Annotated in this window: 25 protein-coding genes; 7 read left to right on the forward strand and 18 right to left on the reverse strand. The window is 60.7% G+C overall.

What is annotated here, in order from left to right:
* Positions 1-1,088, forward strand: a 1,088-nt coding sequence (locus SAB01S_RS16405) for a 2Fe-2S iron-sulfur cluster-binding protein (protein WP_245646511.1), incomplete at its 5' end; no start/stop codon positions are given.
* A 59-nt stretch (positions 1,089-1,147) separates the two neighbouring features.
* Here SAB01S_RS16405 and hcaB read toward each other — a convergent pair.
* From hcaB to SAB01S_RS16495, 18 genes are all read right to left on the reverse strand, one after another.
* On the reverse strand, positions 1,148-1,948 hold the full coding sequence (gene hcaB, locus SAB01S_RS16410) for a 3-(cis-5,6-dihydroxycyclohexa-1,3-dien-1-yl)propanoate dehydrogenase (RefSeq protein ID WP_031309914.1): 801 nt from the start codon (positions 1,946-1,948) through the stop codon (positions 1,148-1,150).
* A 31-nt stretch (positions 1,949-1,979) separates the two neighbouring features.
* The gene (locus SAB01S_RS16415; protein ID WP_008828145.1) at positions 1,980-3,485 is read right to left on the reverse strand and encodes an aldehyde dehydrogenase family protein; all 1,506 of its coding nucleotides are present in this window, start codon (positions 3,483-3,485) and stop codon (positions 1,980-1,982) included.
* A 19-nt stretch (positions 3,486-3,504) separates the two neighbouring features.
* Positions 3,505-3,786, reverse strand: a complete 282-nt coding sequence (locus tag SAB01S_RS16420; RefSeq protein WP_008828144.1) for a 2Fe-2S iron-sulfur cluster binding domain-containing protein — start codon at positions 3,784-3,786, stop codon at positions 3,505-3,507.
* Positions 3,776-4,009: a 2-hydroxymuconate tautomerase gene (gene thmT / locus SAB01S_RS16425; protein WP_008828143.1), complete on the reverse strand. Its 234-nt coding sequence runs from the start codon at positions 4,007-4,009 to the stop codon at positions 3,776-3,778. Before thmT ends, SAB01S_RS16420 begins: the two co-directional genes overlap by 11 nt.
* A 1-nt stretch (position 4,010) precedes the next feature.
* Entirely contained in the window at positions 4,011-4,781 is a 771-nt protein-coding gene (locus SAB01S_RS16430; protein WP_024020833.1) for a 2-keto-4-pentenoate hydratase, read from the reverse strand.
* 1 nt (position 4,782) lies between these two features.
* Positions 4,783-5,814, reverse strand: coding sequence for a 4-hydroxy-2-oxovalerate aldolase (gene dmpG / locus SAB01S_RS16435; RefSeq protein WP_008828141.1), 1,032 nt, complete (start codon positions 5,812-5,814; stop codon positions 4,783-4,785).
* Positions 5,811-6,749, reverse strand: coding sequence for an acetaldehyde dehydrogenase (acetylating) (locus SAB01S_RS16440; protein WP_008828140.1), 939 nt, complete (start codon positions 6,747-6,749; stop codon positions 5,811-5,813). Before SAB01S_RS16440 ends, dmpG begins: the two co-directional genes overlap by 4 nt.
* Before the next feature lie 22 nt (positions 6,750-6,771).
* Complete coding sequence (locus SAB01S_RS16445) at positions 6,772-7,566, reverse strand: 2-keto-4-pentenoate hydratase (protein WP_008828139.1); 795 nt, start codon at positions 7,564-7,566, stop codon at positions 6,772-6,774.
* 4 nt (positions 7,567-7,570) lie between these two features.
* Positions 7,571-9,055 (reverse strand): 2-hydroxymuconic semialdehyde dehydrogenase, encoded by a 1,485-nt coding sequence (locus tag SAB01S_RS16450; RefSeq protein ID WP_008828138.1) that lies wholly within the window; start codon positions 9,053-9,055, stop codon positions 7,571-7,573.
* Positions 9,056-9,095: 40 nt separating this feature from the next.
* Positions 9,096-9,527, reverse strand: coding sequence for a GlcG/HbpS family heme-binding protein (locus SAB01S_RS16455; protein ID WP_037517470.1), 432 nt, complete (start codon positions 9,525-9,527; stop codon positions 9,096-9,098).
* Between the two features lie 2 nt (positions 9,528-9,529).
* Positions 9,530-10,453 (reverse strand): catechol 2,3-dioxygenase, encoded by a 924-nt coding sequence (locus SAB01S_RS16460; protein ID WP_024018961.1) that lies wholly within the window; start codon positions 10,451-10,453, stop codon positions 9,530-9,532.
* Positions 10,454-10,471: 18 nt separating this feature from the next.
* A complete protein-coding gene (locus tag SAB01S_RS16465; protein ID WP_008828135.1) occupies positions 10,472-11,323 on the reverse strand; it encodes an alpha/beta fold hydrolase in 852 nt (283 codons plus the stop codon).
* Positions 11,324-11,490: 167 nt separating this feature from the next.
* Positions 11,491-12,096 (reverse strand): glutathione transferase GstA, encoded by a 606-nt coding sequence (gstA, locus tag SAB01S_RS16470; protein WP_008828134.1) that lies wholly within the window; start codon positions 12,094-12,096, stop codon positions 11,491-11,493.
* A 42-nt stretch (positions 12,097-12,138) separates the two neighbouring features.
* Positions 12,139-12,627, reverse strand: a complete 489-nt coding sequence (locus SAB01S_RS16475; RefSeq protein WP_008828133.1) for an aromatic-ring-hydroxylating dioxygenase subunit beta — start codon at positions 12,625-12,627, stop codon at positions 12,139-12,141.
* Positions 12,624-13,904, reverse strand: a complete 1,281-nt coding sequence (locus SAB01S_RS16480) for an aromatic ring-hydroxylating dioxygenase subunit alpha (protein ID WP_008828132.1) — start codon at positions 13,902-13,904, stop codon at positions 12,624-12,626. Before SAB01S_RS16480 ends, SAB01S_RS16475 begins: the two co-directional genes overlap by 4 nt.
* A gap of 10 nt (positions 13,905-13,914) precedes the next feature.
* Complete coding sequence (locus SAB01S_RS16485; protein ID WP_008828131.1) at positions 13,915-14,865, reverse strand: PdxA family dehydrogenase; 951 nt, start codon at positions 14,863-14,865, stop codon at positions 13,915-13,917.
* 25 nt (positions 14,866-14,890) lie between these two features.
* Positions 14,891-15,385 (reverse strand): aromatic-ring-hydroxylating dioxygenase subunit beta, encoded by a 495-nt coding sequence (locus SAB01S_RS16490; RefSeq protein ID WP_008828130.1) that lies wholly within the window; start codon positions 15,383-15,385, stop codon positions 14,891-14,893.
* Positions 15,382-16,800, reverse strand: a complete 1,419-nt coding sequence (locus SAB01S_RS16495; protein WP_008828129.1) for a Rieske 2Fe-2S domain-containing protein — start codon at positions 16,798-16,800, stop codon at positions 15,382-15,384. The genes SAB01S_RS16490 and SAB01S_RS16495 overlap by 4 nt, the downstream gene beginning before the upstream one ends.
* A 231-nt stretch (positions 16,801-17,031) precedes the next feature.
* On the opposite strand from SAB01S_RS16495, the gene bphC reads away from it, so the two are divergent.
* The 6 genes from bphC to SAB01S_RS16525 are packed head-to-tail and all read left to right on the forward strand — an operon-like array spanning position 17,032 to position 22,875.
* Positions 17,032-17,931: a biphenyl-2,3-diol 1,2-dioxygenase gene (gene bphC, locus SAB01S_RS16500; protein WP_008828128.1), complete on the forward strand. Its 900-nt coding sequence runs from the start codon at positions 17,032-17,034 to the stop codon at positions 17,929-17,931.
* A 44-nt stretch (positions 17,932-17,975) separates the two neighbouring features.
* Positions 17,976-18,302, forward strand: a complete 327-nt coding sequence (locus SAB01S_RS16505) for a non-heme iron oxygenase ferredoxin subunit (protein WP_008828127.1) — start codon at positions 17,976-17,978, stop codon at positions 18,300-18,302.
* A complete protein-coding gene (locus SAB01S_RS16510) occupies positions 18,302-18,790 on the forward strand; it encodes an aromatic-ring-hydroxylating dioxygenase subunit beta (RefSeq protein WP_008828126.1) in 489 nt (162 codons plus the stop codon). The genes SAB01S_RS16505 and SAB01S_RS16510 overlap by 1 nt, the downstream gene beginning before the upstream one ends.
* A 24-nt stretch (positions 18,791-18,814) precedes the next feature.
* On the forward strand, positions 18,815-20,077 hold the full coding sequence (locus SAB01S_RS16515; RefSeq protein ID WP_008828125.1) for an aromatic ring-hydroxylating dioxygenase subunit alpha: 1,263 nt from the start codon (positions 18,815-18,817) through the stop codon (positions 20,075-20,077).
* Positions 20,074-20,667 (forward strand): 2-hydroxychromene-2-carboxylate isomerase, encoded by a 594-nt coding sequence (locus SAB01S_RS16520; RefSeq protein ID WP_008828124.1) that lies wholly within the window; start codon positions 20,074-20,076, stop codon positions 20,665-20,667. The genes SAB01S_RS16515 and SAB01S_RS16520 overlap by 4 nt, the downstream gene beginning before the upstream one ends.
* Before the next feature lie 27 nt (positions 20,668-20,694).
* Positions 20,695-22,875 (forward strand): TonB-dependent receptor, encoded by a 2,181-nt coding sequence (locus SAB01S_RS16525; protein ID WP_024018963.1) that lies wholly within the window; start codon positions 20,695-20,697, stop codon positions 22,873-22,875.
* Positions 22,876-22,898: the final 23 nt, after the last annotated feature.

Below are 22,898 nucleotides of genomic sequence, written 5' to 3' on the forward strand. Positions count from 1 at the left end.
AATCTGCAACTGCAGATTCCGCCCGCCCATTTCGGAAAAACCCGACAATGTTTTCTTTCCTGCGCAAATCCAAGATGAACACCGTAACCGTGGAAGGATCGCCGACCACGCTTGACATACCGGCGGGCAAGACACTTCTTGAAGCGATGCTGGACGCGGGTCTGGCCATGCCGCACGATTGCAAGGTTGGCTCGTGCGGTACCTGCAAGTTCAAGCTCGTGTCTGGCAAGATCGGCGAATTGAGCCCGTCGGCCCTTGCACTTGAGGGCGACGAACTGCGCAGCGGCTTTCGCCTCGCCTGCCAGGCCATTCCGCGCTCGGATCTGACAATCGCGGTTGATGCGCCACTCTCGCAAGGGATCGCCATTGCTACATATCGCGGCACCATCGTCGCCGCACAACGGCTATGCGAGGATATAATCGGGCTGACCATCGAACTGGATCGGCCACTGGCCTTCACTCCCGGACAATACGCTGATCTGACCGCTCCCGGCATCGAAGGTGCACGCAGTTATTCATTCGCCTTCGCGACGGTTGGTGAACCCACCCAGCAACTGCATTTTCACATCCGGCACGTTCCGGGCGGCGCATTTACCGACTGGCTGTTCTGCACCGATCGCACCGGAATGGAGCTGAAGGTTACCGCCCCCTATGGGCAATTCGCCCTCAAGGACAGCACTGCCCCCATTCTTTGCATCGCCGGGGGTAGTGGTCTAGCGCCGATCATCTCGATTCTGGAGCAGGCGCTCGACCGGGGCGCAGACCGGGCGGTGCACCTGCTGTACGGTGCGCGCCGTAAGTCCAATCTCTATGCCCTCGACAAAATTGCGGCCCTTCGTCAACGCTGGATGGCCCCTTTCGAATTCGTCCCGGCCTTGTCGGATGAAGAGCCAGACAGCGACTGGGCAGGAGCGCGTGGGCTGATCACCGAGCAGATTGCGGGCGTTGCAGACCTGGCGGCGCACGAAGCCTATCTGTGTGGCCCACCGGCGATGATCGACTTTGCCGAAGCGCAATTGCTTGCCGCCGGCCTCTCACGTTCGGTCATTTCGGCCGACCGCTTTCTTGATCGCAGCAATCGCACGTAAAAAAAGACGGGCGCTCGACGAATCGAGCACCCGCCAAGGGTGGAGAGATCTAAGCCGCTTCAGCTTCCGGGGCGTTTGCCGATGCCGATTCCACCGTCGCTGAGCAAAACCGTTCCTGTCATGTAGGCCGAGTCCCGACGCGAGGCGAGCAAGGCATAGAGGCCGGAGTGATCATCCGGTTCGGCGATCCGCGCGAGCGGCGTCATCCCGGCAATCATCGCGTCGAGCCCTTCCATATCTTCCATGTGAACATCGGCTGTTCCGCCCGCATGGGTACCGCCCAGCGGCGTTCGGGTGCCGCCTGGCGCCACGCCGTTGACCCTGACGTCGGGGGTTAGTTCCCAGGCGAGCTGGCGGATCAGGCCCAGCACGGCGTGCTTCGACGCCACATAGGGCGTACCGCCACCGCCGGTGTAGAAGCTTGAAGTCGAGGCAGTAAAGATGATGCTGCCCTTGGTCTTACGCAACTCCGGAATTGCGGCACGGGCGCCAAGGAAGTAGCCCTTTACGTTGACGCCGAAGATCTCGTCCAGCGTTTCCGAGAGCTTTTCGGGTTCCATGTCCGCAAGCGGGGTCATGAAATCCCAGATCCCGACATTGCCGACGAACACGTCAAGCTTGCCGAATGCAGCCACGGTTGCGACGACTGCCTTTTCGTTGTCGACATAATTGCGGACATCGCCCTCAATCACGACTACTGCGTTGCCATGCCGCGTACGCACCAAGTCGGCCTGAGCGGCATCCCTGACCAGGACGCCAACCTTGGCACCTTCTTCGATAAAGCGCGCGACGACCGCCTCACCGATCCCTGTGGCGCCGCCGGTTAGCAGCGCCACTTGTCCTTCGAGCCTTGCAGTCACATCGTTCCTCCCGAAGATCGCGGGTTCTCGATCACTGATCGAACATCCCGACGCGGCCTTCCTGAAGGTTGACCACGACCGACTTTGTCTGGGTGTAGTGGTTCAGCACTTCATGGCTGAATTCACGCCCGAAGCCGCTCTGCTTGTAACCGCCCAGCGGCATGTTGGCCTTAAGGTTGTAGTAGCGGTTGATCCAGACCGTGCCGGTTTCAAGCTGACGCGCGATCCGGTGGGCGCGGGCAAGATCCTTGGTCCACACGCCGCCGGCCAGGCCGTAGGTGGTGGCATTGGCCTGCTGCATCATGTCGGCTTCGTCGTTCCAGCTGATTACAGTGGTCACCGGCCCGAAGATCTCCTCCTGCGCGATGCGCATTGTGTTCTTCACATTGGTGAACACCGTCGGCTTGATGAAGTTGCCACCCGCCAGATTTGCAGCATCGGCGCGGGTGCCGCCGGTCAAAACTTCGGCCCCTTCCTCGGTTGCGAGCTGCAGGTAGCTTTCTACCTTGTCGAACTGCATCTTCGACGCCTGGGCGCCAAGCTGGGTTGCCATATCGAGGGGATCGCCCTGGCGGATGCCTTCAAGCGCGGTTTTGAACTTGGCCAGGAACTCGTCCTGGATCGACTGGTGCAGGAACAGGCGCGAACCGGCCAGGCAGACCTCACCCTTGTTGAGCACAGTCGACATCGTAGCGCTTTCCACCGCCGCGTCGATATCGGCATCGCCGCACACGATGTGCGCCGACTTGCCGCCCAGCTCGAGCGTCTGCGGGATGATGTTTGCGGAGGCATACTGGATAATACGGCGGGCAGTGGCGATCGAACCGGTGAATGCTACCTTGGCGACATCGGGGCTGGTGACCAGCGCCTCGCCCACATCCGCACCATAGCCGGTGACGACGTTGATCACACCCGGCGGCAGCAGATCGGCCATTTCCACGAAGAATTCGATCACCGAAAGACAGACCGTCTCGGCCGGCTTCAGAACGACAGTGTTGCCCGATGCCAGCGCTGGTGCGATTTTGCACGCCATCATCAACATCGGTACGTTCCACGGGATGATCTGCGCGCAGACACCGAGCGGTTCGCGGTGAACGATGCCGATCGCATCGGGATAATCGAGCGTCTGGCCATGCAGGCCATAGGCCGCGCCAGCGAACAGCTCGAACTGACCGATAGTCTGGGTCATGTCGAAGAACATCGATTCGCGCATCGGCTTGCCGTTGTTCAACGTTTCGAGCGTCGCGTAGTGCGACTGGCGTGCCTTCAGCCGGCGCGCAATTTCGATCAGGATCTCCTGGCGCTCGCCGGGCAGGCTTTGCGACCACTTGGGAAAAGCAGCCTTGGCAGCGGCAATCGCACGCTCAATGTCCTTGGCATTGCCGGCCTGGATCTTGGTCAGCACCTTGCCGGTCGAGGGATTGAGTAGATCGATGGTCTTGCCGCTGTCCCCGGCAATCCACTCGCCGCCGATATAATGGCCGTACTCGGACTTAATGCCGTAGTCGTTTTCTGTACTTTTCAACTGCGTAGCCATGACAACTCTCCCTTGGTTTTCATAGAACTTCGATGACTAGGTCATCCATCGGATAGATCCGACAGGCCAGGGCGTATCCCTTTGCCTGGTCGGCGACAGAAACCTTGGCCGTGCTCATCTTGCCGGTCCGGTATTCGCCTTCAACAACTCGAACCAGGCAAAACCCGCAACCACCGCCACGGCAGCCCACTCCTATATCGCTGGAACCAAACTGCTCCATCGCGATCAGTACGCGTTCACCCTCGGGGCAAGCGAACTGCCCCCCTCCGAGGATCCGGATCTGGTAGGGCTCAAGCCTCATTCGACCAATCTTCTTCGACTCGGGGCTGCGCGGCAGCGGCCTTCGCCGCAAAGCTTACCCCCCCCACCGCGAAATGCGCTGGGTCCATCTCGCGAAGGATGACGCGAACTGACTCACGCGGCGCCCCGATCGCACCGATGGCAGCATCGGTCAGCGCCCGGATCAGCCGCTCTTTGGCTTCCGGCGGGCGCCCTTCGAGCAGGTTGACCTCGATGATCGGCATATCAGGCCTCCACCTGGAACATGACCGCGCCAAGGTTCTGCACGGTCGTCCGCACGGTCTGGCCGGGAGCCAGGTTGGGCGCGGCGGTGATGCCGCCAGCCATGACGATGTCACCCGCGTTGATCTGTTCGCCCGCTTCGGCAACCAGCCGGGCCGCAGCAACCAGCGAACGGATGGGGTGGCCAAGGATCGCCGCGGTCGACCCGACCTGTACCACTTCGCCATCGATTTCGAGGATCACGCCCAGATTCGAAAAATCGATCCGGGGATCGTGCCAGGATCCGATCACCAGCCCCGACGAGGAAGTGTTGTCGGCGATCACGTCCTCGAGCGCGAACTTGAAGTTCTCGTAACGGCTGTCGATGATCTCCATCGCCGGGGCGATCGCTTCGACTGCTGCCAGCGCAGCGGCGGCAGTCACCTTACCGACCAGCGGGGCCTTCATCAGAAAGGCGACTTCCGGTTCGACCCGGGGGTGGACGTAGCGCGCGCGCGAAAGGGCGGATCCTTCCTCGACCAGCATCGCATCGGTCAGCCTGCCCCAGGCCACTTCGTCGACGCCGACCTGCAACATCTTGGCCCGGCTGGTCAGCCCCATCTTGACGCCGATGCGCCGTTCGCCACGCGACAGGCGCCGATCGACCGAGAGCTTCTGCACCTGATAGGCCTCTTCCACCGTGAAAGCGGTGTCCACAGGGGTGATTTGCGGGGTAGCTGTTGCTTCACGCTGTGCAGAGTCGAGCATTTCCGCGTATTTCGCCAGCCTGTCCATCTCAGTTGGCCTTAGCTTTGATCAGATCAAGCGCAACGTCGATGATCATGTCTTCCTGGCCTCCGACCATCCGGCGGTTGCCCAATTCGACGAGGATCTCGCGGGTATCGATTCCGTACTGTTCCGCTGCCTTTTCCGCATGGCGCAGGAAGCTTGAATAGACGCCTGCATAGCCCAGGCTGAGCGTCTCGCGATCGACCCTCACCGGACGGTCCTGAAGCGGGCGTATGATGTCGTCCGCCGCGTCCATCAGCGCCATCACGTCGCAGCCGTGCTTCCAGCCCTTGCGGTTGGCGGCGGCGATGAACACCTCGAGCGGTGCGTTACCGGCTCCCGCACCCATCCCGGCAAGGCTCGCGTCGATCCGCACCGCGCCCGTCTGCGCGGCGACGATCGAATTGGCCACGCCCAAGGACAGATTGTGGTGCGCATGGATGCCGCGTTGGGTTTCAGGCTTGAGCACCCGGTCATAGGCTTGGAGACGTGCGATCACGCCATCCATGTCGAGCGCCCCGCCGCTGTCGGTGACATAGACGCAATGCGCGCCATAGCTTTCCATCAGCAGCGCCTGCTGCGCGAGCGCTTCGGACTCGATCATGTGGCTCATCATCAGAAAGCCCGATACGTCCATGCCCAGATCGCGCGCGATGCCGATGTGCTGCTTGCCGACGTCGGCCTCGGTGCAGTGGGTCGCGACGCGCACGGAGCGCACCCCCATGGCATAGGCGCGCTTGAGTTCTTCGGCGGTGCCGATGCCGGGCACCAGAAGCGTTGTCAGCACCGCGTTCTGGATGACATCAGCGGCAGCCTCGATCCAGTCCCAGTCGGTATGGGCGCCAAACCCATAGTTGAAGGTCGAACCGTTCAGGCCATCGCCGTGCGAGACCTCGATCGCATCCACCCCTGCCTCGTCAAGCGCCTTGGCGATCGTGCGCACGCTGTCGGTGCCATACATATGCAGGATGGCGTGCATCCCGTCGCGCAAGGTCACGTCCTGGATGTAGAGCCGATCAGATGTTGGATCAAAGGTCATGCTGCGATCTTTTCCATATGAGTCTTGGCCAAGCTCTCGCCTGCCGCCTTGGCGGCAGCGGTCATGATGTCGAGATTACCGGAATAGTTGGGCAGATAATCGCCCGCGCCCTCGACCTCGAGGAACACGCTGGTCTTGAGGCCTTCGAATTCACCGTAGCCGGGGATCTTGAGCGGCCGGTTCGAACCGAAGCGTTCGAACTGCACGTCCTGCTTGAGCCGGTAGCCCGGCACGTATGACTGCACCCTGGCAATCATCGCCAGGACCGAATCGCGCACCTTTTCCTCATCGACCATTTCCGACAGCGTGAAGATCGTATCGCGCATGATCATCGGCGGTTCGGCGGGATTGAGAATGATCACAGCCCGGCCCTTGGCCGCACCGCCGACAGTCTCAATCGCCCGCGCGGTGGTGCGGGTGAACTCATCAATGTTGGCACGGGTGCCGGGACCGGCGGAGCGCGACGAAACCGACGCGACGATTTCCGCATAGTGCACCTTGGCCACCTGCGAGACCGCCGCGACGATCGGAATCGTAGCCTGGCCGCCGCAGGTCACCATGTTGATGTTGCGAACGGTCGCATCGACCGCGGGGTTGACAGGCGGGATGGTCGCCGGACCGATCGCTGCCGGTGTCAGGTCGACCATCAGCTTGCCGTCGCGGGCGAGTATCTCGTCATGCGCCTTGTGCGCATAGGCCGAAGTCGCATCGAAGGCGATGCCGATATCGGCATATTGCGGCATCCGACACAGGCCCTCGATCCCCTCGTGAGTGGTGGCCACGCCCCTTTCGCGGGCCATCGCCAGGCCTTCCGAGGCCGGATCGATCCCGACTACCGCTGCCAGCTCCAGAGTGTCCGAGCCCTTGAGCAGTTTGATCATCAGATCAGTGCCGATATTGCCGGAACCGATAATTGCGCACTTCATCCTGGCCATTTGACCAACCTCCACTTCCAATTCAGTCAGCAGCAAACGTAGCTCGGACAGTGCCAAGCCCATTGATCCGCGCTTCAACGACATCTCCGCGAGAAACCCCGGCCATCGGGCCGAGCGCGCCCGAAAGGATCACGTCGCCTTCCAGCAGGGGCCGCCCGGCATTCGCCATGACCCGCGCCAGCCACAGGGAAGAGGTGATTGGGCTACCAAGACAGGCGATCCCGGCGCCGACCGAAATCGGTTCGCCTTTTACCTCCATAACCATGCCGCACGTGCGCAAATCCAGCCTATCTAGCTTGCGCGGCACCGCGCCGAGCACGAACAGTCCGCTCGACGCGTTGTCGGCGATCGTGTCCCAGATCTTGATGTCCCAGTTGGCGACGCGGCTGTCGACGATCTCGATTGCCGGAACGACATATTCGACCGCGCGGATCATCTCGGCGGTGGTCATGTCGGGGTGGGGCAAATCCCGCCCAACGACGATCGCAATCTCGGCCTCGACCTTGGGCTGGATGACCTGATCAAGCGACACCGGGATACCTTCCGGCACGTCCATGTCTGCGAACAGCATCCCGTAATCGGGCTGGTCCACCCCCAACTGGCGCTGGACTGCAAGCGACGTCAGGCCGATCTTGCGCCCTACGAGCCGCCGCCCGCTAGCCAGGTAGTGCCGGGTGTTGGATTCCTGCACAGCATAGGCGGCCTCAACGCCACCGGCGGCAATCAGGTCTCGGATCGGACTGACCGGTGTGCCGCTTTCGGCGGCGCCGCGCAGCGCCAGAGCCGCTTGTTCGATGGTTTTAGGGTCGATAGTCATCGTCTTAAAGCTTTACGCAGATGTTGGTGATCTCGGTGTAGAATTCGAGGCTGTGCACCCCGCCTTCCCGGCCTATGCCGGAATGGCCGGACCCGCCGAAAGCCGTGCGCAGATCGCGCAGGAACCAGGAATTGACCCAGCACACCCCCACCTCCATCGCCGCCGCCACGCGGTGTCCGCGGGACAGGTTTTCGGTCCAGACTGAGGCGCACAGGCCGTATACCGTATCGTTTGCCAGCGCGATCACCTCGTCCTCGCTGTCGAACGGTAAGATGCCGCAGCACGGCCCGAAGATTTCCTCGCGCATCACGGTGTCGCCGTGGGCGACGTCGATCCACAACGTCGGTTCCACGAAGAAGCCGCCGGCTTCCGCGCCCGAGATTTCAGGAACGCCGCCGCCGGTGACCACGGTGGCCCCGTCCTCGACCGCACGGCGATAGTAGCCCAGCACTTTCTCGCGGTGCTCGGCGCTGATCAGAGGGCCGAGATAGGCGCGATCACCGGTCACGCCCGGCTTGAAGTCCTGCGCCGCCGCCGCCATCCGCGCCACGAAGGCATCGAAGATCGGCCGTTCGACATAGACCCGCTCGGTTCCGAGGCAGACCTGCCCGGTGTTCAGGAAGACCGAGCGCGACAGACCCTCGACCGCTTTGTCGAGGTCGGCATCGGCGAACACGATCGCCGGGTTCTTGCCACCGAGTTCGAACGAGATGTCGCGAACGCCGGTCGCGGCCTTCTGCATGATGGCCTGTCCGGTGCCGGTTTCGCCGGTGAAGGTGATGGCATCGACATCGGGGTTGGACGTGAGGAATTCGCCGGCCGAACCCGGACCGAATCCATGGACGACGTTGTAGACACCCTTGGGCATGCCCACCGCGTTCATCACTTCGCCCAGTAGGGCAGCGGTACGAGGCGTTTCCTCGGACGGCTTGACCACCACGGTATTGCCGCAGGCAAGCGCCGGGCCAACCTTCCAGGTCATCAGCAGCAGCGGGAAGTTCCACGGGCAGACGACGGCGACCACACCCTTGGGCTTGCGCACGGTATAGTTGAACGCCTGGCCGCCATCGGGGGTTGGCGTGTTGAAGCTTTCGCCCGGCATCGTCGAGACGACATCGGCGAACATGCGGAAGTTAGCGGCTCCGCGCGGAATATCGATATGCGACGCAACATGACGCGGCTTGCCGGTGTCGGCCACTTCGGCAGCCAGGAAATCATCCGCTCGGCGTTCGATCTCGGTCGCCACGGCGGTGATCAGCTTGACCCGTTCGGCCGTGGTCATCTTGCCCCACGGCCCGGTAAGCGCGGCCTTGGCCGCAGCCACGGCGTCGGCGACGTCTGCCTGGCTTGCTTCGTGCACAACCCCGATCTCGGCCCCGGTGGCCGGATTGACGTTGGAAAACGACTTGCCCTCGCTGCCTTCGCGATAGGACCCGTCGATGAAGTTCAGGATAGTATCCGTGATTGGAGAGGAGGAGACGGAAGTCATTGGTGCATATTACCTACGTTTTGCCAGAACCCATGGGGCGTCAGAATTGCCTTGCGCCGATCGCAGCGAGGCCGGCGTTGGCGTACTCGACGTCCATCGCTTCGCTCCCGCCGGAAATACCAATCGCACCGACGAATTCACCGGCAATTTCGATCGGTAGGCCGCCGCCGAACATCGCTATTCCCGGCTGCGCGACGATCCCGTCGCGCAAGGCCGGATTGCCCGAAACCATCGCATAGAGATCCGGCGTCGGGACGCGGAAGCTGGCGGCGCTGTAAGCCTTGTCCTGCGCGATCTTTGCAGACGGCGAAGGGGAGCCGCTGGCGCGCACGAACGCGACCAGGTCTCCCCCCGCGCCGACCACCGCGGCAACGACCGGACAGCCCGCCGCCGCACCCATGGCAACGGCGGCAGCCGCTGCCTTGAGCGCCAATTCGTGGCCTACTGTCCGGACCGAAACCACCCCGTCCATGATCAGGTGTTCACCGTCATGAAGCGGTCGTTGAGCGCCTTTTCGTAGTAGAAGATGGCCTTGCCGGCGTTCTCTGCCTGCCACAGGCGCTGCGGATTGTCCGGATAATAAATGTAACCGCCGCTGAAGGTTTCGTTGCGGTTGCCCGAGGGATCGAAGAAGTAGATCGTCTGCCCGCGGGTGATCCCATGACGGGTCGGCCCGATATCCAGCGAAATATCGTAGCGGCTGATGATGTCGGCGGCATGGCCAACATCGTGCCAGGATTCCAGGTTGAACGAGGTATGGTGGATCTTACCGTCTTCGGGATAGCCTAAGAAGGCGACATCGTGTGCTTTGTTGCTGCAGCTAAGAAAGATGCCGAGCCGGGCGCCGCTGGTTTCATCGACCAGTTCCTCGGCGACTGAGAAATCAAGCGCATCGACAAAAATCTTGGCCGAACTGGCTATATCCACGCCGTTGAGCGCACAGTGATCAAAGCGGGTGGCACGCATGCCACGTGGCTCCACGACCCAGACATCGGGGTTCTTGACGGCCGGACCGGTGGCCGACAGCGCCATCTCGGCGTAAAGTTCGAAGACGTGCTGTGTCGGCGTGTTAAACCGAATCTTGCGGCCTACACCGGGATCTTCCCCCGCCGGGATCACGTCGACATGGACACCGATATCGAGCAAGCGCTCGGTAAAATGGTCCAAGTCCGCGTCCTTGGCGACCTTGAAGCCCATCACATCCATGCCCGCCTGATCGGCCTCGCGAAGGATGATACTGTGACGATCGAATTCGTCGAACGCCTGGAAAAAGGCCCGATCCCCCTCGCGATTGACGAAGTTTAGACCAATCCGGTCGCGGTAGTGGATAATGGCCTCGTCCAAGTCCAGAACCCTGAGCTGGACATAGCCAGGACGAATTACACCAGTCAAAGCCATGAAGAATCTCCTCTCCGATCAGGCCTTGAGGCCATGCTTAAAGAACTCGGCAACCATCCGGTTGAAACTTGCCATCCGCTCGATCTGCACCCAGTGTCCGCATTCGGCGAACAGGTGCAGATCGGCCCGCTGCATCAGCGTGGCCAAGCGTACGGTAGAATCGAGCGGGATCACCTGATCGGCAATCCCGTGCAGGATCAAGGTCTCGTGCGCGATTGCGGCGATGTCCTCCTCGCGGCTGGCGAGCATCGCCACGTTGGCCTGGCGGTCGGCGCCGCCGAACGTTGCATGATAGGGTTCATGTGCTTCGGGCCGGGCGCTGGCGACATAGCGCGACTGGATCAGATCCTCCGTCAGGCGGCTGTGATCCCAGGCAAGGTACTTGAGCGATTCGCGCATGGCCTCAACTGACGGCACGTAGCCCCAAACCTTGTCGAGCGCAGGAGTAATCGGAAAGTTGAGCCCTGCAGGCCCCATCAGAACGGCGCGTTCCACCCGATCGGGGTGGGCAATCATGAATGCCAGCGTGATCCCGCCACCGAACGAGTTGCCGACCATCGAAATCTTGTCGATGCCCAATCCGTCGAGAAAACTGGCGAGCTGATCGACCCAGACCTGCTTGTCTTCGATCCGGCCCTTGCTGTCCGAATAGCCGAAACCGAACATGTCGGGCGCGATGACCCGGAAATCCTGAGCAAGAACCGGAATGTTCAGGCGCCAGTTGGCCCATGCAGTCACGCCAGGCCCGGAACCATGAACCAACAGGACCGGATCGCCCTCGCCGACGTCATGATAATTGGTCGAGCTTCCGCCGATGACGAACGAATTGGCGATTTCCGGTCGGCTCGTGTCCAATGTCGCGCTTGCCATGATAGCCAACCAGTCCTTTCCCGCTTCGTTGATTTTGTATCCACATGGTGTCGGGACCGAGTCGGCGAACTGACACCTTACAGTAGCTTTCATTGCACTATTTCAAACGCATTGGCAAATAAAGAATGCGGCGAGGCGGCAGAAATCGCCGCCTCGCGCATGCCCGATCAGACGAGCCCTTCGGCCTTGAGTGCTGCGCCAACCGACGGGCGCTGCGCGATCCGGCCGCAATAAGCACCAAGGTTGGGATAGGCGCTCATGTCGATCCCGACATGGGCCGGCCAGCCCAGCATCACGAACAGATAGATGTCGGCGACGCTGAATTCAGAACCGGCATAGTGTTCCTTGTCCAAAAGTTCCTTGTCCAGCGCACCCAGATGATTCTTGACGGCGGTCGAGGCCGCGAGCTTTGCTTCGTCGCTGCTGCCGGGTGTGAAAAGCGGTACGAACGCCTTGTGGAATTCCGACCCCAGAAAACTCAGTCGGCTGATCAGGCGGTAACGCTCCAACGTGCCATCACGAGGCGCCAGGGCCGCGTCTGGCTTCTGATCGGCGATGTAGAGCAGGATCGCAGGATTTTCAGTCAGGGTTTCGCCACTGTCGAGGGTCAGCGCAGGAACTTTGCCTGACGGATTGACCGTCAGGAAATCGTCTCCGGTCTCTACCTTGCGGGTCGCCAGATCGACCTTCACCGCATCGAACGCCGCACCGGTTTCGCGCAGGGCAATATGCGGTGCGAGCGAGCAGGCACCAGGGCTAATGAACAGCTTCATGGATAGTCTCCTTTTGGGCAAACCAGGAAATGCGGGATCGGCTCAGATCGGGGTCGCCAACAGGGTGGCGATTCGCAGCGTGTCGTAGATGCAGGTCCGGCTCTTCAGACGAACGGTTCCACCGCTAAGATCGAACCAGTCGACATATTTGCCGGCATTGTAGATACGCGTTTCACCATCGTTACGGGTCTGGAAGACGACATAGCTGGCTTCAGCAGAAACCTGGTTGCCTTCCGCGCCGGTGATCACCGCACGCCCGATCAGGTGCCGGTTGAAATGTTCGGGGAAGACGTTTGCCTTGCGCAGCGCGACAACCCGATCCGCCAGCATCCCTTTGCTGTCGCAATACATCACAGCTGCGGGCAAGCCGTTATCGACATTCTCGCGCGCGATCACCTGGTACAGGCAATCGTCAACGAACAGCGTAGGCCATTGCTCGAGCCGGTCATCATCAAGGCAAAGCCCGTAAGCCGCGTTGAAATCGTCGATCGCACTTTGCGCGACTTGCGCTACTTCGGCTGCAACGCTCATGCCCGGCCCTCCGCTGCGAGATCGGCCAAGGCATTGCCCATCAGCCCGAGATAGCCCTTCCAGAACCCGCGCACGGAATTTTCATCCATACCCATCGGGGCGTATGACGGTCGGACATCGTCCCCGCCCATCTCGACAAAGCTGCGCTTGCCTTCGGCACCGATCGTGCCCTGCTGGCACAGTTCGACCGCTTCGCCGTCTTCCATCGAAATCAACCCAGACGGTCCAACCAGGTTGAGGTTGCGAAGGCGGTGGCGAGTCGTTTCATCATCATCGTCGGCATAGCCGAAATAGGTCCAGACCAGCTCGGTCTTGTCGGTCCCGTGGGGCACGATCTGCCTGGTGGCGAGGGTGTTCTGGATCTGCTGGACAACGACAGACGGGAAGATCGACTGGATGTGCAGTCCGACATCATCAGCGATCTCCGGGCGGAATGCCAGCAGGCGCTCGTCCTGCAACTTGGCCTCACCCTGCATCTCGCGGTTGGCCTCGTCACCGAACGAGCCGTAGTCGACATCGCCCTTGGGCTTAGACACGGTAAAGACGGTGTGGTAGCCCTCGTCCGAAACCAGACCCGCGCTTTCCTGGCTCTGGCGGTAGATGCCGAAAGTGGGATAGAACAGGTGCAACAGACCGCCGTGGTAGCTGTCACGACTGTTTTCCGAATAGAGCTTCCAGTTGCCGGCCATGAACTGTCGCGCATAGCCCAGAACCTTGACCGGGCGCTGGAAGACGCGCTGAATGTATTTGCGCATCACTGGACCCAGAAAGTCGTCGAGCGGGGCGATGGTCGGGTTGAAGGTGCCGAACACGAGGCCGCCGAATGTCTCGACCCGCAACCGCTCCAGCGAATGCTCGGCCATATTGAATTCCTTCGAATAGCCGCCCACGCCTTTCAGCCCCCGCCGGAACGGCACGCCGACAAGCGCACCGGTCGCGTCGTAGGCCCACTGGTGATAGACGCAGACGAACGCCCCGTCGGCCTGGTTGCCACGCAGCGAGCGGCACACGGTTGCGCCCTTGTGGGCGCAGCGATTTACCCAGGCATGGATGGTGCCATCGGTTGCCCGCGTCACCACCACCGGAGTATTGCCGACATGGGTCGAACGGAAATCGCCGCTGTTGGCCAGCTCGGCTTCGAGGCCGAGGTAGCACCAGGTCTGTCCGCGAAAGATGTTTTCCTGTTCGGCAGTGAAGATCGCTTGGCTGTGATAGACTGCGTAATCGACCGCAGTCGGCTCCGACCCCGCGGCGACGGGCATGGTTTCGGCGTTCATGGTCTTCTCCCTAAGCTTGTTCGAAACCGCGGCCCGAAGCGAGTCGTCCGCAAGTGCGCATCGCGCTCAGCATCATCGCGGCATCGGCCTTGCCGGTACCGACGATGTCGTAGGCGGTGCCATGGGCCACCGACATGTGCAGGTACGGCGGCCCCATGATGATCACGCTATTGCCCGAAAAGCCCCAGGTCTTGACCGCGATGTGGCCCTGATCGTGGAACATCGCCAGGACCATGTCGTAGCGACCCTCGATGCAGTGGCGGAAGACCGAGTCAGGCGCGATAGGCCCTTCGACATCGATGCCCCTTGCCCGCGCGGCTTCAATCCCAGGCGCAATTTCAAGGCGATCCTCGTCGCCCATGGCATGTGGGTTGAGACCGGCAACCGCGATCCGCGGTTGGGCGATGCCCCACGATTGCATGGCCTCGTGCAGTTGCCCCACCGCCGTGGCGACGAGATCGGCTGAAATGACGTCGATCACTTGCCGCAGCGACATGTGGTCGGTGAGATGCGCAACCCTGAGCGGCCCGGTCAGCAGCACCAGATAGCTTTCGCCCGGGGTCGGGCTGATGACCCTGTCGAGCTTCTTGGCAAGTTTAAGCGAACCAGTGCTGATCGGCCCCATGATCGTGGCGGCGAAAGAACCGTCGCGGGCCAACGCGTCGAGCTCATCCAGCCATTGCGCGGTGGCGTGCCCGGCGGCCTCGGTGTCCTCGCCCAGGGGCAGAACGCCATCGGGCAGCGCGCCGGTATCGATGACGTCGATGATCGCGGGATCGTCGCTGGGTTTTTCGAAGCCGCGCATCACCCGCAGCCGTGCCTTGGTGCCAGTGAAATCGAGCGCCCGCTCTACCGCCGCAGCAGACCCGACCAGCACGGGGATCGAATCCGTGTGTACGGCACCGTCGGCCAGCGCCCTGACAGCCACTTCGGGTCCGATCCCGGCGGGATCACCGATCATCGTCCCCACGACGGGGCGCACCCGCTCAGAGGCTGTAGACATCGGCTACTTCTTGGAACAGATCGGTGACGACAACCGTCTTCTTGCGGCGGATCACGAACGAATCATCCCGAGGTTCGAGATCATAGAAGGCCCACCCGCTGAGAGTGGCGACTTTGCCTTCCAGCACCGAAACCGTGGTCCAAGACGTCCGCGCATGCACCTGGTCATCGCTCTCCTCAGCAGACAGCAGGGAGAACTGGTGAACCGTGCGTGGCTGCGGCGTGCTCGCCGCCGAGCGCCGGGTCCTGATCCGGAACACCCGATCCTCAAGCCCGCCCCGGTTGGGATAGTAGATCAGCGAGACTTCGTTCTGCGGATCCGCAGTCGGCCGTTCGTGATCGTCCCAGGCTGGAACCCAGTATTCCGCCTCTTCGTGATAGAGCGCCAGCCAGGCATCCCAGTCCTTGTCGTCAAGCGCCATGGCTTCCTGACCGATGAAGCGGGAAACCGCCAGCCAGCGCGAATGGAATGCGGTCATCGTGCCTTCTCCAGTGAACGCTCAAGGAAGGCGGCAAGCTCGCTGCACTCGCTGTCGATGGCCTTTTCCATGAGCGTGAGCCATTCGTCATGGATCGCCACATAGAGGCCTTCGTCGGCAACCGCCGGGCTGCTCAGCACCACATTGAAATCGAGCGGCTCGCCGAACTTGCCCGGGCCGGTGTCCCAGCGCGTCGAACCGCGCGACATCTCGTTGTAGCGGCCTTCGCCGGCGCCATACCCGGTCTGGCAGTTGTTGAATTCGGTCAGGTCGTCCGGGGTCGCCATGCCGGTCGAATTGAAGAAATCCTCATACTGACGCAGCCGCAGGGCCCGCGCCTCGGGGCTTTCGCCGACCGGGGCGATGCACACCGTGCTGACTTCGGTCTCATCCAGGGCCAGCGGCTGGATGATGCGGATCTGCGTGCTGGTCTGGTCCATCAGGAAGACGTTGGGAAACAGCTGCAGGTTACGGATGCGCTTGTTCATCCACTTGGCCTTTTCGGCGCCGTAGGACTCTTCGAGCCAGTCGATGATCTCGAAATTGGGGCGATCCATGAAGTTGGCATAGTCGGCCCACAACACCGTGTGTCCGTTGTGGAACGAGAACGACCCGCCATCGCGCGCGGTGAAGCCATTGAAGCTAATCGCCTTGGTTTCGTTCTTCGAAATGCCTTCGACGCGGCGCTGAACCGTCATGAAGTAGTTGGCATGCGTGGTCATGACGTGATAGCCGTCGAGCCCGTTCTCGACCTGCATCTTCCAGTTGCCGTGATAGCGGTAGCGGTTGGTTCCGGGCAAAACTTCCATTGCGCCGGACTTCGACTGGTCCACCAGGATATCGATGAAATCCCGCGCGCCGGCGAGGTGATCGACCAGCGGGACGACATCGGCGGAGAGGCTGGCAAAAATGAAGCCGCGGTAGCTTTCCACCCGGGCGACCGGTTGAAGCCCGAAATCGGCGCGATTGAATGCCTCCGGATAGCCCCCGATGCTCTCATCGGTGACGTCCAGCAGGTCGCCCCCGGACGAGAACGTCCAACCATGAAACGGGCACATGTGGTTGCGCTTGTTGCCGGCCCGCTCGCGGCACAGGCGCGCGCCACGGTGCGAACAGGCATTCACGAAGGCGCCGACATCGCCGGACTTGTCCCGGGTTACAAGGATGGGGACGCGGCCGATTTTCGTGGTGATGAAATCGTTCGGCTTGGAAACCTGGCTCTCGTGCGCGAGGTAGACCCAGTTCCGTTCGAAGATGTACTTCATCTCGAGCTCAAACAGCGCAGCTTCGGTGAAAGCGGCGCGGTCCAGCTGGAAGATCCCGCGCTCGTGATCCTTCTTGAGCCAAGCGCGCATGCGCCCTTTCAAGCCCTGCAAGTCGGCAATCCTGCCGCCGATTTTATCATTGAGTTCCATCGATCCTCTCCCGTTCTGTGCGTCGGGCACCCAATACCATCCGCGAATCAACCGCAGATGGCACACGGTGATTACCTCATCCCATCATTTCGTGCAACGTATTGCACAATGAAAAACGTTCTGGTAGGTAGTGGGTCAGAAATGGCTGAAACCGGCGGCTCGAATCGAAGCAAGGTTGCCAGCAAATCGCAAAATGGCCCTGTTTTGGGGTGAATTGGGAGAGTTTGAACTATGTCGGTCGTCACCGAACTCGGCTATCTTGGTCTTTCCGTTTCCGATCTCGCTGCCTGGCGCGCTTACGCCGCCGAAGTCGCCGGCATGGAAGTCGTCGATGAAGGCGAAGGGGATCGGCTCTATCTGCGGATGGACCTTTGGCATCACCGCATCGTTCTGCACGCTGATGGCAGCGATGACCTGGCCTACATGGGCTGGCGCGTGGCCGGGCCGCAGGAATTCGCCGCGATGCAGGAAAAGCTGAGCGCGGCGGGAATCCCCTTCACCGTGGGCACCGAAGCCGAAGCGCGCGAGCGCCGCGTTCTCGGGCTACTCAAGCTGGCCGATCCGGGCGGCAATCCGACCGAGATCTTCTTCGGCCCCCAGGTCGATACGCACAAGCCGTTTCATCCTGGCCGTCCGATGTTCGGCAAGTTCCTGACCGGATCGCAAGGCGTTGGGCACTGCATTCTGCGCCAGGACGATGTCGAGGCGGCGGCTCGTTTCTATGAACTGCTGGGTCTGCGCGGTTCAGTCGAATACCACCTTCATCTGCCGAACGGCATGGTTGCCCAGCCCTACTTCATGCACTGCAACGAACGACAGCATTCTGTTGCTTTCGGTCTTGGGCCGATGGAAAAGCGCATCAATCACCTGATGTTCGAATACACCGAACTCGATGATCTCGGCATGGCCCATGACGTTGTGCGTGCGAAGAAGATTGACGTCGCGCTCCAGTTGGGCAAGCACGCCAACGACCAGGCCCTGACGTTTTACTGCGCTAACCCGTCGGGTTGGCTGTGGGAATTTGGCTGGGGTGCGCGCCAGGCGCCGAGCCAGCAGGAATACTACACCCGTGACATCTTCGGTCATGGCAACGAGGCTGCTGGTTACGGAATGGACGTTCCGCTGCTGTGACAATCTTCGTGTAAATCAATTCTTGACAGGAAAACAACCCCATCATGTCGAACCAATTGCGCCTTTGTGAAGTTGCCGGCGTAAAAGACGGCGAGCCGGTCGCGGCGTTCGCCGAAGGAATGCCCGCCCTCGCAGTATATAATGTTGATGGCGAGATTTTCGTTACCGACAATCTTTGCACTCACGGCAATGCCATGCTGACCGACGGATATCAGGATGGCGACATCATCGAGTGTCCGTTCCATGGCGGCTCGTTCGACATCAAGACCGGCGCAGCCAAGGCCTTTCCCTGCCAAGTGGCGATCGCGTCCTATCCGGTCGAAATCGAGGATGGTTGGGTCTGCATCACGAAGCCCGAAGGAGCAGCCTGATGGGCCTTCCCACCCTTGAGCAGATGCAGTTTCAGCATGCCGCTGCGCAACTTAATGCGCTTCATGCGGAACTGATCGATGACGACCGGTTGGAAGAATGGCCTAACCTGTTTGAAGAAAAGTGCCAGTACAGTGTGATCTCAGCGGAGAACCACAATCGTTCGCTGAACCTGGCTGCGGTGTTCTGCGACAGCCGCGGCATGCTGGTCGATCGCATCGTCTCTTTGCGCCGCGCCAATATCTTTCCCGCGCACAGCTACCGGCATATTCTCGGTCCGACCCGCGTGAAGTCGACCAGCGGGCAGATCGTCACCACACAGACCAACTATGTGGTCCTGATGACGCGCAACGACGGTCAGACGTCGATCTACAATTCCGGAAAATATGTCGATCAAATCGACGTTTCCGGCGCTGGCTCGCGCTTCCTTTCCAAGACCGCAATCTTCGACACCCACCTCATCGATACGATGATGGTCCGCCCGATCTAGCTGCAAAGTTGAAAGCACCCAATCATGTCCATTGCCCAGCAACAAGACACCTTGGATCAAGCCCCGTCCACTGCCGGATGCCGGGTTCCGTACCGCGTTTTCACCGATCGCCAGTACTATGATCGCGAACAGGAGAAAATTTTTAAGGGTGACTGCTGGTCCTTCGTCGGACTTGAAGCTGAAGTTCCGAAGGCAGGTGATTTCAAATCGACCTTCGTGGGCGAAACGCCGGTGATCCTCACGCGCGACAGCGACGGCTCGGTGCATGTCGTGGTCAATCGCTGCGCCCATCGCGGTGCCCTGGTCTGCCGCGAAATGCGCGGCAACCGCTCAAGTCTGGAATGCGTCTACCACCAGTGGGCCTACGACCTGAAGGGTAAGCTGATCGGCGTGCCCTTCCGCCGCGGCCTCAAGGGGCAAGGCGGGATGCCTGGCGATTTTGACATGAGCCAGCACAATCTGAGACAGTTACGCACCGAATCGGTCAACGGTCTGGTCTTCGCTTCTTTCTCCGAAACGGTTGAATCCTGCCGTGATTTCCTCGGTCCGATCGTGGTCGAGCAGATCGAGCGGATCATGTGCAAACCCGTCACCGTTCTGGGCGACCAGCGCCAGCGCATCCGCGGGAATTGGAAGCTTTACGCGGAGAACACCCGCGATCCCTACCACGCGAGCCTGCTGCACCTATTCCACAACACGTTCGGTCTGTATCGCTCAACCCAGACCGGTAAGGCGCTTATGGATGCCAACAAACGCCACTCGCTGCTCTATTCGATCGCGGCCAGCAACGACGATGCCGCCGACAAGCAGGCCTACGGCGATTCCCGCACCTTCGACACCGAATTCAAGCTGCAGGACATGTCGCTGCTGAAAGGTCGGCAGGAGTTCGCGGACAATGTCACTCTGGTGATCCTCGCGGTCTACCCCAACCTCGTCCTCCAGCAGATCCAGAACACGCTCGCCGTACGCCAGACCGTGACTTACGGCCCAGACGAATTCGAATTGGTCTGGACCCATTTCGGCTACCAGGACGACGACGAGGAAATGCAGGCCATCCGGCTAAAACAGGCTAACCTGATCGGACCTGCAGGACTCATTTCGATGGAAGACGGCGAAGCGGTGGAAATCGTCCAGAACGCCATCGTCGGCGAGGCAAGCGCGACGTCCTACATCGCGATGGGTGGCGGTCGAGCCGAGGATGCCGACCATCTCGTCACCGAGGGCGCGATCATCGGGTTCTGGGACAATTATCGCAAAATGGTCGGCTTTGAGGTGGAACCGGCATGACCCGCACGATCGACTTCTACTTCGATTTCATCAGCCCGTTCAGCTACCTTGCCCAGCTCAAGCTGCCGGAGATCGCGCGGGCAGCGGGAAGCACGGTGGAATACTGGCCGATTGACATTCCTGAAGCCAAAATTGCCGCCGGCAACTATGGCCCGTCCAATCGCGAAGTCTTGCCCAAGATCAAGGTCATGAAGGCAGACCTTGAGCGCTGGGCCGAACGTTATGGGGTGCCCCTCACCTTCCCGGCGAGCTTCGCTTGCGCAGACTGGAATTGCGCGGTGCTGTTCGCCCGCGAGCACGGTAAGGCCGAGGCATTTGTGACCGATGCCTACCGCCGGATCTGGGGCCAGGGGATCGATCCGGGCGACCGCAACGAGCTGGCCGCATGCGCCAAAGCAGCGGGTCTCGACGCTGAGGCGCTGATTGCCTTCGTTGAATCGCCGACTGGCCAGAACGAATATCGCAAGGCCCGGAGCCAGGCGATCCAGCGCGGCGTGTACGGTGCGCCGCTGATGTTCGTTGACGACCAGGTTTTCTGGGGGAATGACCGATTGGATTTTCTTGCCGAGTATTTGAACAAGTCAAAATAAAAAATTCGATTACACAAGGGGGGATGCATGAAAAGGTATGATTGCTTTTTTGTCGCCTTGTTGGGAGTGACCGCGCTGACGCCGCAGATGGCCTTAGCACAAGACTTCACAAGCGAAACGGACGAATCCCAGCCTGCCAGCACGGGTCTAGGTGACATTATCGTCACCGCCACTCGGCACGAGGCCAAGCTGCAAACCGTGCCGGTTGCAGTTACTGCGGTTACCGGCGATGCTCTTGCTTCCGCCGATGTTTCAACGGTCCGCTCCCTCACTCAGGTTGTGCCAGGCTTCATCGGCAGCCGTAATATGGGTGTCTTCCAGCCGGTCGTACGCGGCGTCGGCTCAACCGGCATTTCGGTTGGTGATGAACCCAATATCGCAACCTACGTCGACGGCGTCTACCAACCGGAATCGGCCGCCAACTGGATCGACCTGGTCGAGGTCGAGCGGGTCGAGGTGCTGCGCGGGCCGCAGGGCACGACCTTCGGTCGCAATGCCACCGGCGGACTGATCAACGTCATCACCCCCGATCCCAGCTTCGACTTCCGCGGCAAGGCTTCGCTGCGCTTGGGCCGGATGAGGCGCGATGCCGGCGATTACGACGCCCGGCTCTATTTTACCGGGCCAATGGGCGACAAGGTCGCGGCTGACTTTGCCGCGCTTTTCCGCAAAAACGACGGATACATCGACGATCTGGTCCGTGGAGGCACTCTGGGCAACCAGCGCGTCATCGACCTGCGCAGCAAGTTGCTGTTCAAGCCGACCGACAATTTCAAGGTTGTTCTGACCGGGGAATACTTCAACCAGGAAAGCACCACCAATTCGCCGCAGCCGCTGGATGGCAACACCGCAGGCAACAATTGGCCGGGCGTGATCGTACCGACCCGTGCCTGGCAGGCCTCGTTGACCGAGGTGCCGTTGCTCAACCTCACACGTTGGAGCGCGGCACTGCACACCCGGCTCGATCTGGGTAGCGTCCTGCTTGAAACCACCACCGGTTTTCTCAACCTGCGCTGGCGGCAGACGACCGATGGCGATGCCTCGAACATAAAGCTGTCGAACTTTCCGGCAGTGTTTGAATCGGAGTCGGGCAGTCAGGAAATCAAGCTGAGTTCGGCCAATCCCGGCCGCTTCCAGTGGCTGGTCGGCGGGTACTTCTACCAGTTCGGCGGTGGTGCCCCGGTCCTCGAGCCTTGGACCACCACCAACCCAGCTCTGCCCTTGGCAGGGCCGTCGTTGACACCCAAGCTTGATGGACGCTCATTCGCGGTCTTTGCCGAAGGCACCTATGAGGTTCAGCCGAACCTGTTCATCACGCTCGGCGGCCGATACACTACCGAGACGCGCTGGTTTAGCCAAAGTAACAATGGCGTATTGCTGGTCAATGACGTTTCAAAAACGTTCAAAAAGTTTAACTACAAAGTCGGTATCCGTTATGAGGTGACCGACAAGACTAACGTCTACGCCACCTACAGCACCGCGTTCAAGAGCGGGGTATACAACATGGCGGGAATCAGCGGCACCCCGGTCAATCCGGAGAACATCAAGGCGGCTGAATTCGGGATCAAGTCCGATCCATTGGAATGGCTGCGCACCAACCTTGCCGCCTATTATTACGACTACAAGGGCCTCCAACTTCAGTCGAAGGCTCCGACCGGTCCCGGATACATCCTGCAGAATGCAGCCAACGCCGAAATCTATGGCGGCGAGTTTGAGACCATCATCAATCCGGTCCGCGACCTAAGGCTGCGTGCGGCGGTTGCCTATACCCATGCCCGCTACAAGGATTTCCCCAACGCCCAGGGCTTTACGCCGATCGTGAATGGCAACGGCAACTACGCCGGCAACGTGGCTGCTCCCTACGATGCTTCAGGCAAGGTCATGACCCGGGCGCCTGAATGGTCGGGCAATGTGGGGTTTGATTGGAGCCATGACGTCGGCAACGGGCGCGTCACTCTGGCCGGAAATCTGCTGTGGAGTTCCAGGGTATACTACGACTTCGCCAACATATTCTCGCAGCGCCCCTACACCCTGTCTAACCTCTCGATCAATTGGCAGCCTGGAAGCGAAGCCTTCAAGGTCGGCCTGTGGGTGACGAACCTGACCAACGAGAAGGTGCTGCAAACCGTGCGCCCCGGAACGTTGGGAACCGACGGGTTCTATGAACAACCTCGTAAGATTGGAATAACTATAGAAACGAAAATTTAAACAATAACTTTAATCAAGGAGGA

Source organism: Sphingobium abikonense NBRC 16140, from assembly GCF_001598335.1.
In the GTDB taxonomy this organism is placed as follows: domain Bacteria; phylum Pseudomonadota; class Alphaproteobacteria; order Sphingomonadales; family Sphingomonadaceae; genus Sphingobium; species Sphingobium abikonense.